This window comes from Streptomyces sp. NPDC030183, assembly GCF_055573455.1.
On record NZ_JBVIBK010000019.1, the window covers coordinates 56,486 to 73,680 of the forward strand.

Sequence of the window (17,195 nt, forward strand, 5' to 3'; positions counted from 1 at the left end):
CCCAAGGCCGACCCGGCAGTCATGAGCGCAACGGTAGTGGGCGGGCGTCGACGAGGGCAACGAGTTAACCACCTACGGGAGTTATCCGGCGCGATGGTCGCGCTGGGGACTCTTCACGCGCCCCTCCACGTCGTCCACGCCGTCCACGTCGTCCACGCCGTCCACGCCGTCCACGTCCTCCGCAGCCAAGTCCGTACCTCCCCGCCCTCCAGGCGCGTCCGCGTCCGCGTCCGCCGTACGCCCGCCCGGCGCCTCGCCGCCGACCGTCCCGCGTCTGCTCCCCCACGCCCACAGCACGGCGGCCATGACGGCGAGGGCGATGGTCGCGAGGCCGGAGGCGGCCAGTACGGGGCGGGGCCCCAGCGCGGCGGTGAGGGGACCGCCGAGGGCCGTGCCCACGGGGGCGGCGGTGAGGAGGGCGGCGCCCCGGGCGGCCAGGACCGTGGTGAGCCAGGCCGGAGGCGTACGGTCCTGGAAGAGCGTGTAGGACAGGGCGGTGAAGGGGCCGTAGATCACACCGCCCAGCGCGAAGCAGACGAGGGTGACGGCGGCCGGCGCGCCCAGCCCGAACGGCACCAGCACGCACCCCCACCCGGCGACGATCGCCAGGGTGACGGGCCACAGCGGGAGTCTGCTCAGGGCGCCGACGGCGAGCCCGCCGACGACGGCCCCGACCCCGAAGAACGTCCAGTACAGCCCGAGGAGACTGGACTCGGCGTCCAGATCGACGGTGACGTGCAGGGGGAGCGCGACCTCGACGGGGCCGTAGAGGAAGTTGAAGAACCAGGTCAGGGCGAGGACCCCGAGCAGTTCGGGCTGCCTGCGCAGCAGGTGCAGCCCCGCCGCCGACTGGCCGGTGTCGACCGGGGCGGCCGTCTCCGCGGTCGACGCGGCGCCGCCCAGCCGGCCGACCTGGAAGGCGAGCACGGCGAAGGACACGGCGTCGACGCCGATGATCCAGGCCGGGCTCAGGGCGGTCGCCAGGAACCCGGCGATCGCGGGGCCGACGATGATCGAGGCCGAGGAGCTCGAACTGACCAGGGCGTTCCCGGCCAGCCGCTGCTCCGGCGGGAGGATCCGGGCGAGCAGGGAGTACTTGCCGGCGCTGCCCCAGGCGTGCAGCACCGAGGACCCGGCGAGCAGGACGACGTACAGGACCGGGTGGAGTACGCCCAGCAGCCAGGCGAGCGGTACGCAGCCGAGGAGGGTCGCGCGGATCCAGCTGTCCGCCGCCAGCAGCCGCTGGGCGGGCAGCCGCCGCAGCCACCGGCCGAAGACGAGCGCCCCCACGGCCCCGGGCAGCGCGTACGCGGCGATCGCGGCGCCGACCAGCAGGCCGGACCGGTCCGGTGGCGCGATCTCCACGGCGAGCCACGCCACGGCCACCACGCTCATCCCGTCCCCGAGATCCGAGGCAGCGAGGGCCGGCAGCAGCCGCCGGAACGCACGGTGGCCGAACAGGGGCCGGTACGCGGCCGGCAGCAGACGGGCAGTCCAAGGCGAAGTCACCGGCAAAGCCTCGCGGATCAAGCCCACTTGAGGTCAAGCCCTGACGACTCCCCGTCTCGTTCGCGGACGGCAGGACGGTGGTCAGTCGTCCTTCGCCGGGGTGGTGGCCGGGGCGAAGCCCGCCTCGGTCAGGATGTCGGCGGCGACTCCCCGCCCCACCCCGGCGAGCCCCAGTTCGGCCGCCTGGGAGGCGCCCGGTGCGGGGGGCCCGTCTCGTGAAGAACGCCTGCGCCGGACGCAGGGGCGGTCCTCGCCCGTACGGGTTCATCGTGGACGTGGCGTGGCGCACTTTTGCAAGCGGGTGCTTGCAATAGTTAGCGGGAGTGCGGCATGGTGGAGGCATGGCAACACTCAACGTCGGCAATCTCGGTGAGTACCTGCGTGAGCAGCGGCGAAACGCCCAGCTGTCGCTCAGGCAGCTCGCCGATGCCGCCGGGGTGTCCAATCCGTATCTGAGTCAGATCGAGCGCGGGCTGCGCAAGCCGAGCGCGGAAGTGCTCCAGCAGGTCGCCAAGGCGCTGCGGATCTCCGCCGAGACGCTGTACGTCCGGGCCGGGATCCTCGACGCCGAGCGGGACCGGGACGAGGTGGAGACGCGCGCCGTCATACTCGCCGACCCCACGCTGAGCGAGCGGCAGAAGCAGGTGCTGCTCCAGATCTACGAGTCCTTCCGCAAGGAGAACGGGTTCGAGGTCCTCATAGGCGACGGCGAGGACACCGGGCCGGGCGACCCGGACGCGGTCCGGGGCGCGGACCGCGTGGCGGGCGGTGTGCGCGCCGGCGAGGCGGAGACCGGCGAAGGCGCCGGACCGACCGCCGGCGGCCCCGGCTCTTCCGCGCCCGACGGCGGCGACGCCGGTCCGCGGCTGACGGCGAGATGACGGAGCCGAGGACCCTCGAACCGCACGACCACGCACCCGCACGACCGCACCACCGCGGACCGCACCACTGCGGACCGCGGGCCCGCACGACCGCAGCGCCGCGGACCGCAACACGGCAACGCCGCCGGACCGCAGCACCAGTGGACCGCACAGACCAGAGGTCCAGCCCCGTCGAACACGTGTGACGCGGCTACACGTCCGACGCGTGAAGACGTGGAACCCGTGGAAGACGTCGACCGCGGGCCGGACCCACACAAAACCCTCAGCCGAACGCCAGACCCGGAGGACCATCACCATGGCCATCACCGACGACATCCGCAAGGCCGTCACCGACCCGACGCCGTTCTACTTCGCCGCCGGCACCGCCGACCTCGCCCTCCAGCAGGCCAAGAAGGTGCCCGGCCTGGTCGAGCAGCTGCGCGCCGAGGCGCCGGCCAAGATCGACGCCGTGCGCAACACCGACCCCAAGGCCGTCCAGGAGAAGGCGACCGCCCGGGTCAAGGAGACGCAGGAGACCCTCCAGACCAAGGTCACCGAGCTGATCGGCGCCCTGGACACCGACATCAAGAAGCTCGGCGAGAGCGCCCAGGACCTGGCGCTGCGCGGTGTCGGCGTCGCCGCCGAGTACGCCGTGAAGGCCCGCGAGACCTACGAGCGGGTCGCCGAGCACGGCGAGCAGGCCGTGCGCACCTGGCGCGGCGAGGCCGCGGAGGAGATCGAGGAGCTCGCGATCGCCGTCGAGCCGAACACGCCCAAGCCCGAGCCGGTCGCGGTCAAGGACGAGCCGGCGAAGCCCGCCGAGGCCCAGGCCGCGCCCTCCCCGGCCACCGCCAAGAAGCCGGTCGCCAAGAAGGCCCCGGCCCGCAAGCCGACCACCACCACCCCCGCGAAGAAGACCACCCCGCCCGCCAAGTAGCAGTAGGCGGCACGCGCCCGCCCGGCGAGCGCTGCGGCTCCCGCCCGGCGAGCGCTGCGGCTCCCGCCTGGTGAGCGTCGCGGTGCCCGCCGGACGAGCACTTCGGCGCCCGCCGGGTGACGGCCGGGGTGCCGCCCGGCAGAGCGCGGCGCGGCAGGACACGGCACGGGGACGGGCCGGGCACCTTTGGGGTGTCCGGCCCGTTCTTACGGGTACGGTGGCCCCGTAGGAGTGTTCGGAAGACCGTGACCGTGAGAGCCGCGAGGGCGAAGAGAAACGGGTGGTGGGCGGCATGCTGATGAGCGGCTTCGCTGGGTTCATGGGGCTGTTGCAGCTCGCTGTGATCGCCCTCGCCGCGTTCGCGCTGATCGACGCGACGTTCCGGCGTGAGGACGCGTTCCGCGCGACGGACAAGCAGACCAAGGTGTTCTGGCTGATCATCCTCGGGATCGCGCTCGTCGTGAGCCTGCTGTTCCCGCTCCTGTCGTTCCTGCCGATCATCGGCCTCATCGCCAGCATCGTCTACATCGTCGACGTACGCCCCGCCGTGCGGCAGATCTCCGGCGGCGGTGGCCGGGGCGGCCGCCGCGGCTCCAGCAGCGACGGACCGTACGGGCCGTACAACGGCGGCCGCTGACCGGCCGACCCGCGCCGCCGCGCCTCCGCGTGGTAGAGGATCACCGCGCCGAGGATCACCGCGCCGAGGATCACCGCGCCGAGGATCACCGCGCCGCGTGTCAGCCCTCGCGGTCCAGGAGGAGTACGGCCACGTCGTCGGTGAGCTCCCCGCCGTTGAGGTCGCGTACCTCGTTCACCGCGGCGCGCAGCAGCTCCTCGCCGCGCAGGCCCTCGGCGAGCTGGCGGCGGACCATCGCGACCATGCCGTCCTGTCCGAGGCGCTCCTTGCCCTCGCCGATACGGCCCTCTATGAGCCCGTCCGTGTAGAGCATCAGGCTCCAGGCGGCGCCCAGCTCGATCTGGGTGCGCGGCCAGCGCGCGTTCGGCAGCAGCCCGAGGGCCGGGCCGCTGTTGTCGTACGGCAGCAGCTCGGCCGGCGGCGCGGCGCCGTCCCGGCCGTGGCGGGCGATCAGCGGCGACGGGTGGCCGGCCAGGCACAGGCCCGCGCGGCGGCCGTCGGGCGCGATGTCGACCGTGCAGAGCGTCGCGAAGATCTCGTCGTTCTCCCGCTCGTGCTCCAGGACGCGCTGGAGCGTGGAGAGCAGCTCGTCACCGCACAGCCCCGCGAACGTCAGCGCCCGCCAGGCGATGCGCAGCTCCACGCCGAGCGCCGCCTCGTCCGGGCCGTGCCCGCAGACGTCGCCGATCATGACGTGGACCGTGCCGTCTGGGGTGCGGACGGTGTCGTAGAAGTCGCCGCCGAGCAGCGCCCGGGAACGGCCTGGCCGGTAGCGCGCGGCGAACCGCAGGGACGAACCCTCCAGCAGGGGCGTCGGCAGCAGGCCCCGCTCCAGGCGCGCGTTCTCCTGGGCGCGCAGCCGGGACTCGGTGAGCCGGCGCTCGGCCGTGTCCGACCGCTTCCGCTCCACGGCGTAACGGATCGCGCGGCTCAGCAGGCGGTCGTCGAGCTCGTCGCGAAACAGGTAGTCCTGCGCGCCGACCCGCACGGCCTCCGCCCCGCGCTCGGCGTCACCGGAGTCGGTGAGGGCGAGGACGGCGTGGCGGGGGGCCAGCTCCAGGACGTGCTTGAGGACGGAGAGTTCGTCGATGCCGGTGACGGTGTCCGTCGCGGTGCCGCCGCCGGGGGTGGCCGGGGCGTCGGGGACGCGGCCCGGGGCCGGCAGCGCCAGGTCCAGGAGGATGCAGTTGACGTCGTCGGTCAGCAGCCGCTGGGCCTCGGTGAGGTTGCGGGCGGTGCGGACGCGGATCGGCTTGCCCGCGGAGTCGAGCAACTCGGGCACGTTGAGCGAACCGGACGGGTCGTCCTCGATCAGCAGCACCGTGAGGTTGGTGGGGCCGGTCTGGGCGACGGTACCGGCGGCCGGATCGGCCGGGTGTGTGGACTTGTCGGCAGGGGCCTGGGCCGAGGCGTTCAAGGCCGCCCCCTCTCCGGATGGGCCGCTGGGTGCGGACACGGCGTGCGCCTGACCACTCTCCACGGCCGGGATGGCTCTCTGCCGCGGTACGGGTACGGGCATCGTCTTGGGTTCCTTCCCTCCCCCCGAGGGCACGGGCGGGGCGAGGGACCTCGACCCACCGACGGGGACCATAGCGTCAGGCGCCGCCGCAACGGAATGCTTGGCGGGGCGGCTGGCGGCAATCGGCCACCGTCATATGCCGCATCAAGTACCGCATTTGGACATGACAGGGCTTTCCCCTGGGATGACGTATGTCACGCGATCGGGGTTCAGTCGACGGCCGAAGGTGGTGAGAGTCACGTGCCGTGGGTCACGTGAGCGCCGAGTGCGCGTCTGGGAGCCGCCGTGGGGCCGTCGAGGGGCCGTCGAGGGGCCGCGAGTGGCTCGTGAGTTCGCGGGATTTAGATGCATTGGGGGCGGAATGGGCGCGGGGTGACGGTGAGTTGTGCCCGGCCGCGCGGGGCCGGGTGCGCCGGAGTCCGCCCGACGGGTCGGGCCCGGTGGCGTGTTGGGCCCCGGCGGTCGGCGCCTCTCAGCCCCCGGTCACGCGTCCGGGCGTACGACCCCCAGGATCGGCATGGTTCCCGCTCCCGTGATCGTCACCGTCCGCCCCGGACGCGGGGCGTGGACGATCGAGCCGTCGCCTATGTACATGGCGACATGGCTGGCGTCGGCGTTGTAGATGACCAGGTCACCGGGGCGCATGTCCTCGACGGGGATGCGCTTGAGCTGCCGCCACTGCTCCTGCGAGGTGCGGGGGATGCCCTGGCCGGCCGCGAGCCACGCCTGGCTGGTGAGGCCGGAGCAGTCGTACGTCCGAGGGCCCTCGGCGCCCCATTCGTACGCCTTGCCGATCTGGTCCGTCGCGAACTTCACGGCCTTCTTGCCCTGCTCCGACGCCTTGCCGTCGATCTCGTCGAGGATGCCGGAGTCCAGCCAGGCGGCCTGCTTCTGCCGCGCGGCATCCTCCTCCAGCTCGGCCAGGCGCTCCCGCTCGTCGTCCTCCAGGTCCGCTTCCAGCTTCTCGGCGGCGGCGATCTGCTTCTTGATCTTCTTCTTGGCCTTCTCCTTGGCCTTGCGGTTCGCCTCCAGCTTCTCCCAGCGTGCGGAGGCGTCCTTGGAGTACTGCTCCAGGTCGTCCTGCGTGCGGTTCATCTCGGCGAGCAGACCCTTGGTCGCCAACTGCCCCTGGCGCAACCGGTCCGCGCCCTCCAGGAACTCCTGGGGGTTCTCGCTCAGCCACAGCTGCACCTCGGGCGGCAGACTGCCGCCCCGGTACTGGGCGCGGGCCGCGGCGCCGATCAGGTCCTGCAACTTGTCCAGCTTCTCCTGGCCCTCGACGATCTCGTTCGCCAGGTCGACGAGTTCGGCGGACTGCTTGTCGGCCTTCTCCTCCGCCGCGTTGTACGCGTCCGTGGCGACCGCGGCGTCGTGGTAGAGACCCTCCAGCTTCGCGCGTACGGCCTCCAACTCCTCGTTGGTGACCGGCGCGGAGTCCGCGTCGGAGGTGCCCGTACCCGACGGGGAGGGAGTGGGTACCGGGGTCGGGTCGGTCGGCTGTGTCTGGCTCGCGTACGCGGTGACCGGTGCGCCCAGCACGGTCATCGCGCAGACCACGGCCACGGCCACCATGGTCAGCCTCCGCTTGCCGGCTCCCATACCCGTTGCCCCCAAACCCGTCCCAGCACTGACGACTCACACCGGAGAGACCTGATCGACGGATACCTGATCGCCAGAGACCTGATCGACGGATACGTGATCGCCAGGGATCCGATCGCCAGAGATTTGATCGCCAGGGATCCGGTCGACAAGGAACTGATTAACCGTCAGTAACTTCCGGTGCCCGAGTGATCGTGCCATGGAGTCGCGCAATGCGACAGAGGTGGGCAACAACTCCCTTCCCCCCTCGTCCCTCCCGCATGACCGCGCCCCCGCTTGTGTGACGAACGACTCACCGGGTTCGTTCCCTCACGTCAGGAGGGCGCGGTGACGTGTCATCGCGGGGCCAACGCCTCCCAGGCCACCGTCACTTCACCCTGGCGCCAGCGGGTGACTCCGTCCCGCACCGGCCAGTCCGCGCGCAGATCACGGACCGTGCGGATCCACCGCTGCCGGGCCCCGTAGGAGGCGTAGGGGGCGGCGGCGGCCCAGGCGCGGTCGAAGTCGCGGAGGAAGGCGTGGACGGGCTCGCCCGGGACGTTGCGGTGGATCAGCGCCTTGGGGAGGCGCTCGGCGAGGTCGGAGGGGCGTTCCAAGGAGCCGAGCCGGGTGGCGAAGGTGACCGTGCGGGGGCCCTCCGGGCCGAGGGCGACCCAGACGTGCCGGCGGCCGATCTCGTCGCAGGTGCCCTCGACGAGCAGCCCGCCCGTGGAGACGGGCAGTCCGCCCGTGGAGACGGGCAGTCCGCCGGGGGAGGAGGGACCGCCGGGTGAGGACGGACCGCCGGGGGAGGACGCGCCGCCGGGTGAGGACGGACCGCCGGTCGGACCGTCGGGCGAGGGCGGGTCGGCCGGGGCGAGGCGGGCGCACAGCCGCTCCCACACGGCGGCGACCTCCTCCTCGTCGTACTGCCGCAGGACGTTCGCCGCCCGGATGAGGGTCGGCCGGCCCGGCACGGGCACCTCGAAGCCGCCGTGCCGGAAGGTCAGGCCCTCGCACGCGTACGGCTGCGCCGCCGTGACCCTGGCCGGGTCGATCTCGATGCCGACGACCTCGGTGCGGGGCGCTGCCGCGCGCAGGCGTCGTAGGAGCTCCAGCGCGGTCCAGGGGGCGGCGCCGTAGCCGAGGTCCACGGCGAGCGGGGTGGTGGCGCGGCGGAGTTCGGCGCCGTGGGTCGCCGCGATCCAGCGGTCCATGCGGCGCAGACGGTTGGGGTTGGTGGTGCCGCGGGTCACCGTGCCGACGGGTCGTGCCATGGGCTTGAGCGTATGGGGGACGGTCGGTTCACGGGGCTCCGCCCCCGGTCGTGTGCCGCGCGGTGATCGAACGGTTGAGCGATGGCCGGTAATTGTTTTGCAAAGAGGAAATGGAACCGCCTCGTCCGGTGTTCCCCCTGCCGAGAGGGTCCGCACGCCCTCCGACCGGCATGCCCGCAGCAAGGAGGAACGCCACGTGAGCCACTACGTCAGCAGGCTCGGGCGACGCTCTCCGACCGCCGCTTCACGGTTGAGACTGCACAGGAAACCCCGCCGCGTGGCGATGCTGTCCGTGCACACCTCACCGCTCCACCAGCCGGGGACGGGCGACGCCGGCGGCATGAACGTCTACATCGTGGAGCTGGCGCAACGGCTCGCCGCGCTCAACATCGAGGTGGAGATCTTCACGAGGGCCACCACGGCCGCCCTCCCGCCCAAGGTCGAGCTGGCGCCCGGCGTCCTCGTCCGGCACGTCGACGCGGGCCCGTACGAGGGCCTGGCGAAGGAGGACCTGCCCGCCCAACTGTGTGCCTTCACGCACGGGGTGATGCAGGCGTGGGCGGGCCACCGCCCCGGCTACTACGACCTCGTCCACTCGCACTACTGGCTCTCCGGCCACGTCGGCTGGCTCGCCGCCGAACGCTGGGGCGTCCCCCTCGTCCACGCCATGCACACCATGGCGAAGGTCAAGAACGCCGCGCTCGCCCTCGGCGACACCCCCGAGCCCGCCGCCCGCGTCATCGGCGAGACCCAGGTCGTACGGGCCGCCGACCGCCTCATAGCCAACACGGCGGAGGAGGCCGACGAACTCGTACGCCACTACGAGGCCGACCCCGCCAAGGTGGCCGTCGTCCACCCCGGTGTGAACCTCGACCGCTTCCGCCCCGCCGACGGCCGCGCCGCGGCCCGCGCCCGCCTCGGCCTGCCGCAGGACGCGCTGATCCCCCTGTTCGCCGGCCGCATCCAGCCCCTCAAGGCCCCCGACGTGCTGCTGCGCGCCGTGGCCGTCCTGCTCGGCGAGCGGCCCGAACTGCGGTCGAAGATCGTCGTCCCGGTCGTGGGCGGACCGAGCGGCAGCGGGCTGGCCAAGCCGGAGGGCCTGCAGAAGCTGGCGGCGCGCCTGGGTATCGCCGATGTCGTACGGTTCCGGCCGCCGGTCGGCCAGGAGCAGCTCGCGGACTGGTTCCGCGCGGCGTCCGTGCTGGTCATGCCGTCCTACAGCGAGTCGTTCGGGCTCGTCGCGATCGAGGCGCAGGCGGCCGGTACGCCGGTGTTGGCGGCCGCGGTCGGCGGTCTCCCGGTCGCGGTGCGCGACGGCCACACCGGTTTCCTGGTCCAGGGGCACGATCCGGCGGCGTACGCGCGCGTGCTGCGCGACTTCGCCGACACCCCCGGCCTCTCCGCCCGCATGGGCGAGGCCGCGGCCCGCCACGCCGGGTCCTTCGGCTGGGACACGGCCGCGCAGGCCACGGCCGACGTGTACACGGCGGCGACACACGACCACCGGCGGCAGGGGCTCAGGGCCCACGGCTAGGCGGTACGCCCCGCACGGGGCGCCCCTCTCCCTCACCGGCGTCATACGCCTACCGCGAGGCGGCCCGCTGCCTCCGCACCGGGGGCCGTACGCCCGGCCCTACCGGCGGGTACGCTCGCCCCATGGCTGACGCAGCGTCGATCATCGAGCAGGTCCTCACCGAGGCCGAGCTGGAGTGGGATAGCCCGGGCCCCGGCAACTACGTCGTGAAGCTCCCCGGCACGCGCAAACTCTCCACGACCGTCTCCCTGCTCGTCGGCAGGCACTCCCTCTCCCTCAACGCCTTCGTGATCCGCCACCCCGACGAGAACGAGGCGGGCGTCCACCGCTGGCTCCTGGAGCGCAACCTCAAGCTGTACGGCGTGAGTTACGCCGTGGACCAGCTCGGCGACGTCTACGTCACCGCCAAGCTGCCGCTCGCCGCGATCACCCCCGAGAGCATCGACGGCCTCCTCGGCCAGGTCCTGGAAGCGGCGGACGGCGCCTTCAACACCCTCCTGGAGCTGGGCTTCGCCTCCGCGATCCGCAAGGAGTACGCGTGGCGGGTGTCACGCGGGGAGTCGACCCGCAACCTGGACGCGTTCAGCCATCTGACGCGGGGGGCGGGGGTGCCGGGGGCCGCGGGGGACCAAGGGGCGGGCGGTCGGTCATAGCTGATCGCCGGCACCGGCGTCCGGTGCCGTGGCGCCGGCGCCGGCGGCAGACGTCGCGACGGCGCCCGTCGGCTCGGCGACCGCGCCCGCCGGCTTCGCCCCCGCCTCGACGATGGGCGCGGTCTCGACCACGGGTACCGCCACCGGCACCGCCTCGACCCCCGGCACAGCGTCGACCACGGCCACGGCCTGCACCACACCTGCCCCTGCCGTCTCGACCACTGCCACGGCCTCCCCCTCGATGACTGGCACTGCCTCCCTCTCGATGACTGCCACGGCCTCCCCCTTGATGCCTGCCACGGCCTCCCCCTCGATGACAGCCACGATCTCCGCCTCCCCCTCGCCCTTGCCCGCGACCTCGCTCACCGGCGGCTCGGTGGGCAGGTGCTCCACCGCAGGGTCCGCCTCCGGCATCCGCCGCATCAACAGCCAGTACCCGGCGCCCGCCACGGTCCCCACCACCGCGCACAGCCCCCACAGCCACTCCGCGCCCCACCGGTCGATGACGACACCGGACATCACGGGCGCGACGAGGGCGGCGACGGACCAGGACATCGTGTACATGCCCTGGTAGCGGCCCCGGCCGTGGACGGGGGAGAGGCGGACGACGAGGCTCGTCTGGGTGGGGGCGTTGACGATCTCCGCGAGGGTCCACACGCAGACGGTGAGGGCGAAGACCCCGATCGAGCCGGCGAAGGCGGTGAGACCGAAGCCGTACCCCGCGAGCACGGACGAGATGACGAGGAGCCGCCCGGTGTCGCGGTGCTCGATGAAACGCGTGACCGGGATCTGGAGCGCGACGATCAGCACGCCGTTGACGGCGATGGCGAGGCCGTAGTCGGCAGGCGTGAAGCCCGCCTCGCCCATGGCGACGGGCAGCCCGACCGAGCCCTGCTGGAAGATCACCGCGACGAGGAAGGACAGCCCGACGACGCTCATGAACCGGCGGTCGCGCAGCACGGTCCCGAGGCCGACCTCGTCCGCGGCGGCCTTCTCCGCCGTCGTACGTTCCGGCCGGGACTCCGGCAGCTTCAGGAAGACGACGATCGCGCAGACGAGCGTCATGCCGGCCTCGATCAGGAAGCCGGCGAGATAACTGACCTCGGCGATGAAACCGGCGGCCATGGAGGAGACGGCGAAGCCGAGGTTGATGGCCCAGTAGTTCAGGGAGAACGCGCGGACGCGGTCCTCGGGCCGCACGATGTCCGCCATCATCGCCTGCACCGCCGGCCGGGAGGCGTTGCTGGTGGCGCCGACGAGGAAGGCGACGGCGGCGATGGCGACGGGGTCCTGGACGAAGCCGAGGAGGGCGACGGAGAAGGCCGTCGACGCCTGGGCGATCAGCAGTGTGGGCCGCCGCCCGAGCCGGTCGGCCATGACGCCGGCGCCGAGGGAGGAGACGACACCGCCGAGCCCGTGGAGGGAGGCGACGAGTCCGGCGTAGGAGGCGGAGTAGCCGCGGTCGAGCGTCAGATAGAGCGCCATGAAGGTGGCGACGAACGCGCCGAGCCGGTTGACCAGCGTGCTGGTCCACAGCCACCAGAACTCACGGGGCAGCCCGGAGACGGACTCCCGGACAGCGCGTCTGGCAGCGGCGAGTGGCATGGCGGTCCCCCACGACGTAAGCGGCTAAAGCGGCGAACACAACTTACGGACGGGGGTGAGGCCAGGACCACCCAATTAACAGACACCGTCAACTGACGACTCTCCCGGCCACCCGGCTACCCGGCCGCTACCCGGCCGCCACCCGGCCATCGCGGTGTCCGCCGGAACTGTCCGCCTGTCGGCCATACGGGCGGGGCCTCCCGGCCGTCGATTACGCTCGGGGCCATGGCCGACGCACCGTACAAGCTGATCCTCCTCCGCCACGGCGAGAGCGAGTGGAACGAGAAGAACCTGTTCACCGGCTGGGTGGACGTCAACCTCACGTCGAAGGGCGAGAAGGAGGCGACACGCGGCGGTGAGCTGCTGAAGGACGCCGGCCTGCTGCCCGACGTGCTGCACACCTCCCTCCAGAAGCGCGCGATCCGCACCGCCCAGCTGGCCCTCGAGGCCGCGGACCGCCACTGGATCCCGGTCCACCGTTCCTGGCGCCTGAACGAGCGCCACTACGGCGCCCTCCAGGGCAAGGACAAGGCGCAGACGCTCGCCGAGTTCGGCGAGGAGCAGTTCATGCTGTGGCGCCGCTCGTACGACACCCCGCCGCCCCCGCTGGAGGACGGCACCGAGTACTCCCAGTCGGGCGACGCCCGCTACGCGTCGATCCCGCCGGAGCTGCGCCCCCGCACGGAGTGCCTGAAGGACGTCGTCGTCCGCATGCTCCCGTACTGGTACGACGGCATCGTCCCCGACCTCCTCGCGGGCCGCACGGTCCTCGTCGCCGCACACGGCAACAGCCTCCGCGCCCTGGTCAAGCACCTCGACGGCATCTCCGACGCCGACATCGCGGGCCTGAACATCCCCACGGGCATCCCCCTCTACTACGAACTCGACGCCTCCTTCACCCCGGTCACCCCCGGCGGCAAGTACCTCGACCCCGAGGCAGCCGCAGCAGCAATCGAAGCAGTCAAAAACCAGGGCAAGAAGAAGTAAGCGCCCACGAACAAGCCCCCTACCTGCGGTTTCTCCGCTGGCAGGGGGCTTTCTGGTGGCCGGCCTGGGCCGTCAGGTGCGACGACGGAGGCGACGGACGCTGGTCCCTGCCAGCGCGCTCACCATTGGCTGGCTATTCGTGCTTGCAAATGAGCTGAAGCAGGGGGATCTGGATAAGAGGCTTGGCTCAGGGCGACGCCCTCTTGGCTGAAGGCTTCTGTCGGGCTTTCCTGGGGCTTGGGGACCGGTTTCTCAGGGGGAGGGGTCCATGGCGGATGAGTCTGATGTTCTGCTTGCACTGTGGAAGGGGCAGCGCGAGGAAGCTCGGCAGATGGAGAACCAGCGAGCCGCACTGACCAACATCGTGATCATCGTGACGGCTGCGGCTCTGGGCTTTCTGACCCAGCAAGAGGGCTTGAGTGCCTCGACGTTGGGCTTGACGCTCCCCCTGTGCGCACTGGGCACCTTCGGCGCGGCGGCGAGTGCGAAGTACGGAGAGCGCTGGGCCGTCCACTCCGGGCTCGCGGACGGTTTGCGTCAGGAACTGGGGCTCCGTCACCCGGAGATCAACCTGTCACGCCTCATCGCGGAGAACCGCGCGGAGCATCGGGCCAAGTTCCCCCGAATCTTCAGAATGAAGATCTGGGTCCTCTGGGTTGTGCTCCACGCAGCCATAGGCGTCGGGAGCTTGCTTCTCTCAGCCTCTGGATCCTGGTGACCCTCGACTGAGCAAACCCCAAACGCGAGGCTCCTGTTCAGGGTGACGGTGTGAAGCCAGCGGAGAGGTCGAGGATGAAAGGGGAGCCCGGCTGGGTCGGGGTCCAGCCTCGGGACAGGGCGAGTTCGACTGCGTGGGCCACGTCGGACGGCAGTACTGGGTGTGCCTCGCGTCCGAACCAGTTGCTCGGGTGTGGCTTGGCGGTGGTCACCACGAGGATTTTTCCCCGTGCGTCCTCATGCTCGACCGCGTACGTGCACGGCGTCCACGCCAGCGCCTGGAAGTACGTGGGTCTGCGTCGTAGCCGCCACCGGTAGGCCGTTCCCCCGACCACGATGCGTCGTGCTCCCTTGCGTCCCAGTCCCACGGTTCCCCTCGTTCATCCCTCCACGCCCCGGTTCCGCTCTCGGCTGAGGCGCCCCGACCCTACGACGCGGCGTACGTGAAGTCGTGTACCGCGACGTCCGTGAGGTGGACGTAGCCGAGGCGTTGGTAGAGGGCGTTGCTCGTGGGGTTGGCCGCGTTGGTGTAGAGGACCACGTCCGTGGCGCCCGCGGTCAAGGCGGCTCGGCTCACTTCCGTCGTCACCGCTGCCGCGTAGCCGCGGCCGCGGAGGTGGGCCGGGGTGTAGACCGGGTCCACCCGGGCCATGCCGGCGACCATCGGGTTCACGCCCGCCATGGAGACGGGGGTGCCGTCCGGGGTCTCCCAGTACGTGTAGCTCTTCTCGGCGAAGCGGGTGCTCGCCCACGTCGCGGCGTCGATCGTGACGTCCTCCTCGACGTCCGCCGCGAACGCACGGCACCACTGCATGAGGTGCTCCCGGTCATCGTCGCCCACGGGTCGGCCCCGGCCCTCCGGATACGGCTCCGGCGGTGTCAGCGTGCCCAGGCGGTACAGGCGAAGCCGGACGCGGGGTGTCGCCGTCGCCCCCGTCCGCCGGTGCCACGCCTCCGTGAACGCCGCGACCGTGTTCTCGTCGGCCGTGACGGCGGGCAGGGCCCACCCCAGCGCCACCAGACGGGCCGCGAGACTGTCCGCCTGTTCCCCAGTGAGCGTGGTGACGTTCATTCCGCGCGACGGGAAGCGGTAGAACGTCGCCTCGACCTCGCCCCCTCTCTCCAGCCGACCGAACACGGGGAACCGGCCCTCGTACGCGTCCGCCCCCAGCGTGCGGAGCTTCTCCGTCACCGAGAGCGGCGTGGTGTGCAGGGCGGGCCGCGACCGCAGGAAATCTCCCGCTCGGGCGAGGAACTCGTCGACGTCTTCGGTCAGGTGCCAGTCATCCGGACGCATGCCTCATGATCCCGGACAGCCCCGGCGGAGGGGTGGCGGATGCGTGGAGATCGGCCAGCCGCGAGGCAGCCGGTGCCAGCCGCGACACAGGGGGCCAGCGCCCGCCAGGGATGCGATGCAGTGCAGAGTGGGGGTGCAGTGCGATCGGTCTGGTGCGGCCGTTCGGCCGTGCGGCCGTTCGGCGGTGCGGCGGTGCAGTGCAGTGCAACGCGGTCGGCGCGGTGCGGTTCGGGGCGGGGCTGCGGCTGGCCTCCGGGCCTGACCGAGGGAGGCGCCGCGCCCGCGATCGGGGTGCCTGGGCCCCCGGCCCTCACCGGAAGCCGCGCGCGTCGCGGGATAGTGGCCGCAATCGCCACCGCCACCGCTGCCACGGCCCTCGGTTCGTCCGAGCCCCTACGACCGGTCCCGTCAGACCGTCAGCGGCACCGGATGCACCTCGTCCGCCTTGTGGCCGGTGCGTTCGTGGATGCGTTGGACCGCTTCGGCGGAGGGGGCCTCGGAGAGGCAGTAGACCGTGCCGGACTCGGGGTCGGCCCACGCACGTTCGAAGTGGACGTGCTCGTCCTTCTCTATGGCGAGATCGGCCTGGTGCGCCTCGCGCAGCTGCTCGGCCGTGATGCCCTTCATCCCGTGGTGTACGTCCATGAACTTCGCCATGGCTGGCACCTTTCTCTCCTGGCCGTACTCGGCCGTACTCGGCCGTACTCGGCCGTACTCGGCCGTACCTCCATGCTGCGCCCATTCGCGGACGGCCGCGCTGGATGCCCGCACCCTGCGACGCAGGGAGACGATGAGAGGAGAAGACGAAGGGAGACGGGGCTCGGCCTCGCGACCGGCCGCCCCTCCTCCCTGCGTCTACGTCCCTTGTGTCCCCACCGACAAGCGTGACCGCCTGCCGCTCAGCCGCACTGGCACGGGTTGCCGGACTGGCATCCGCACGCGCAGCCGGACCCGCAGCCGCAGGCGCCGAACAGGGGCAGGGACTTGATGTCGGCTGGCTGCTGCGTGTCCCGGGTCTGGGTCGGGTCGGGCGTGCTGGGGCTGGCGGGGGATTCGGCCATGGTCCCTCCTCGAAGGCTGGTGCCTGTGCCCATTGGATGCCCCATTGCATGCCGGTTCAGCCGGGCGCATCAACGGCGCATGGAGGCGTCCCTACGCCCGGCGGAGGTGCTGCGCGCCCGCCCTCAGTCAGGCCCGCACGCCCCTCCCACCAGACCCGCGCGCCCTCAAGAGCCTCCACCCGCCGCGCCCACGAAACCGCCGGGCGCCCCCCGTACGCCGCGTACGCCGCCTACGCCCCCTCCACCCCCGTCACCGGCTGGATCTCGGCCTGGAGCTCGTCCGCGTGTTCGCCGGTCACCAGGTACACCACCCGCTTGGCGACGGAGACCGCGTGGTCGGCGAAGCGCTCGTAGTAGCGGCCGAGGAGGGTGACGTCGACGGCGGTCTCGATGCCGTGCTTCCAGCGGTCGTCCATCAGGTGCTGGAAGAGCGTGCGGTGGAGGAGGTCCATCGCGTCGTCGTCCTGCTCCAGCTGGAGCGCCAGGTCGACGTCCTTGGTGATGATGACCTCGGCGGCCTTGGCCATGAGCCGCTGCGCGAGCTGGCCCATCTCCAGGATCGTGGCGTGCAGGTCGCGCGGGACCGCCCGCTCGGGGAAGCGCAACCGGGTGAGCTTGGCCACGTGCTGGGCGAGGTCGCCGGAACGCTCCAGGTCGGCGGACATGCGCAGCGAGGTCACGACGATACGGAGGTCCGTCGCGACCGGCTGCTGCCGGGCCAGCAGGGCTATCGCGCGGGCCTCCAGGCCGTGCTGGAGGTCGTCGACCTTCTGGTCGGCCTCGATCACGCTCTCCGCCAGCTTCAGGTCGGCGTCCAGGATCGCCGTCGTGGCGCGTCCGATCGCCGACCCCACCAGGCGGGCCATCTCGACCAGGCCCTCACCGATCGAGTCAAGTTCCTCGTGGTACGCGTCCCGCATCAGGGTGTCCCTCTCTTACGTGCGTCTGCTCGTGCGTTTCCGAAAAGGCCGTGCCCGAAAGCCGTGCCGCCACACCGACGGCCGTGCCCCCATTCTCCGGAAGC

15 protein-coding genes and 1 pseudogene are annotated in these 17,195 nt (G+C 71.9%); 7 read left to right on the plus strand and 9 right to left on the minus strand.

The window, feature by feature from the left end; genetic code table 11:
- Positions 1–81: 81 nt before the first annotated feature.
- Entirely contained in the window at positions 82–1,509 is a 1,428-nt protein-coding gene (locus tag ACZ4Z2_RS23155; protein WP_468078549.1) for an MFS transporter, read from the minus strand.
- 341 nt (positions 1,510–1,850) lie between these two features.
- On the opposite strand from ACZ4Z2_RS23155, the gene ACZ4Z2_RS23160 reads away from it, so the two are divergent.
- The 3 genes from ACZ4Z2_RS23160 to ACZ4Z2_RS23170 all read left to right on the plus strand — a co-directional run bounded on the left by ACZ4Z2_RS23160 (position 1,851) and on the right by ACZ4Z2_RS23170 (position 3,943).
- Positions 1,851–2,390 (plus strand): helix-turn-helix domain-containing protein, encoded by a 540-nt coding sequence (locus tag ACZ4Z2_RS23160; RefSeq protein WP_468078550.1) that lies wholly within the window; start codon positions 1,851–1,853, stop codon positions 2,388–2,390.
- Between the two features lie 295 nt (positions 2,391–2,685).
- Entirely contained in the window at positions 2,686–3,306 is a 621-nt protein-coding gene (locus ACZ4Z2_RS23165; protein WP_468078551.1) for a hypothetical protein, read from the plus strand.
- A 292-nt stretch (positions 3,307–3,598) separates the two neighbouring features.
- On the plus strand, positions 3,599–3,943 hold the full coding sequence (locus ACZ4Z2_RS23170; RefSeq protein ID WP_468078552.1) for a DUF2516 family protein: 345 nt from the start codon (positions 3,599–3,601) through the stop codon (positions 3,941–3,943).
- A 100-nt stretch (positions 3,944–4,043) separates the two neighbouring features.
- On the opposite strand, the gene ACZ4Z2_RS23175 is transcribed toward ACZ4Z2_RS23170, so the two are convergent.
- From ACZ4Z2_RS23175 to ACZ4Z2_RS23185, 3 genes are all read right to left on the minus strand, one after another.
- Positions 4,044–5,462, minus strand: a complete 1,419-nt coding sequence (locus ACZ4Z2_RS23175; protein WP_468078553.1) for a PP2C family protein-serine/threonine phosphatase — start codon at positions 5,460–5,462, stop codon at positions 4,044–4,046.
- A 483-nt stretch (positions 5,463–5,945) separates the two neighbouring features.
- The gene (locus ACZ4Z2_RS23180; protein ID WP_468078554.1) at positions 5,946–7,061 is read right to left on the minus strand and encodes a C40 family peptidase; all 1,116 of its coding nucleotides are present in this window, start codon (positions 7,059–7,061) and stop codon (positions 5,946–5,948) included.
- A gap of 335 nt (positions 7,062–7,396) precedes the next feature.
- Positions 7,397–8,317 (minus strand): class I SAM-dependent methyltransferase, encoded by a 921-nt coding sequence (locus tag ACZ4Z2_RS23185; protein ID WP_468078555.1) that lies wholly within the window; start codon positions 8,315–8,317, stop codon positions 7,397–7,399.
- Between the two features lie 196 nt (positions 8,318–8,513).
- On the opposite strand from ACZ4Z2_RS23185, the gene mshA reads away from it, so the two are divergent.
- Both mshA and ACZ4Z2_RS23195 read left to right on the plus strand, forming a co-directional pair.
- Complete coding sequence (mshA, locus tag ACZ4Z2_RS23190) at positions 8,514–9,851, plus strand: D-inositol-3-phosphate glycosyltransferase (RefSeq protein WP_468078556.1); 1,338 nt, start codon at positions 8,514–8,516, stop codon at positions 9,849–9,851.
- A gap of 122 nt (positions 9,852–9,973) precedes the next feature.
- Complete coding sequence (locus ACZ4Z2_RS23195; protein WP_468078557.1) at positions 9,974–10,504, plus strand: type III secretion system chaperone family protein; 531 nt, start codon at positions 9,974–9,976, stop codon at positions 10,502–10,504.
- A 404-nt stretch (positions 10,505–10,908) separates the two neighbouring features.
- Here the strand turns inward: ACZ4Z2_RS23195 and ACZ4Z2_RS23200 are convergent.
- A pseudogene (locus ACZ4Z2_RS23200) lies at positions 10,909–12,109 on the minus strand (MDR family MFS transporter); the annotation flags it as partial.
- Between the two features lie 225 nt (positions 12,110–12,334).
- Between ACZ4Z2_RS23200 and ACZ4Z2_RS23205 the strand changes: the two are divergent.
- Both ACZ4Z2_RS23205 and ACZ4Z2_RS23210 read left to right on the plus strand, forming a co-directional pair.
- Complete coding sequence (locus tag ACZ4Z2_RS23205) at positions 12,335–13,096, plus strand: phosphoglyceromutase (RefSeq protein ID WP_468078558.1); 762 nt, start codon at positions 12,335–12,337, stop codon at positions 13,094–13,096.
- A gap of 268 nt (positions 13,097–13,364) precedes the next feature.
- The gene (locus tag ACZ4Z2_RS23210; RefSeq protein ID WP_468078559.1) at positions 13,365–13,814 is read left to right on the plus strand and encodes a hypothetical protein; all 450 of its coding nucleotides are present in this window, start codon (positions 13,365–13,367) and stop codon (positions 13,812–13,814) included.
- A gap of 426 nt (positions 13,815–14,240) precedes the next feature.
- Here the strand turns inward: ACZ4Z2_RS23210 and ACZ4Z2_RS23215 are convergent, their stop codons facing one another.
- The 4 genes from ACZ4Z2_RS23215 to phoU form a co-directional block, all read right to left on the minus strand.
- A complete protein-coding gene (locus tag ACZ4Z2_RS23215; RefSeq protein ID WP_468078560.1) occupies positions 14,241–15,110 on the minus strand; it encodes a GNAT family N-acetyltransferase in 870 nt (289 codons plus the stop codon).
- Positions 15,111–15,518: 408 nt separating this feature from the next.
- Entirely contained in the window at positions 15,519–15,767 is a 249-nt protein-coding gene (locus ACZ4Z2_RS23220; protein ID WP_468078561.1) for an SCO4226 family nickel-binding protein, read from the minus strand.
- Between the two features lie 242 nt (positions 15,768–16,009).
- Positions 16,010–16,171 carry a hypothetical protein gene (locus tag ACZ4Z2_RS23225; RefSeq protein ID WP_468078562.1) on the minus strand — a complete coding sequence of 54 codons (162 nt, stop codon included), beginning with the start codon at positions 16,169–16,171 and terminating at the stop codon, positions 16,010–16,012.
- 230 nt (positions 16,172–16,401) lie between these two features.
- Complete coding sequence (gene phoU, locus ACZ4Z2_RS23230) at positions 16,402–17,091, minus strand: phosphate signaling complex protein PhoU (protein ID WP_468078563.1); 690 nt, start codon at positions 17,089–17,091, stop codon at positions 16,402–16,404.
- Positions 17,092–17,195 lie beyond the last annotated feature (104 nt).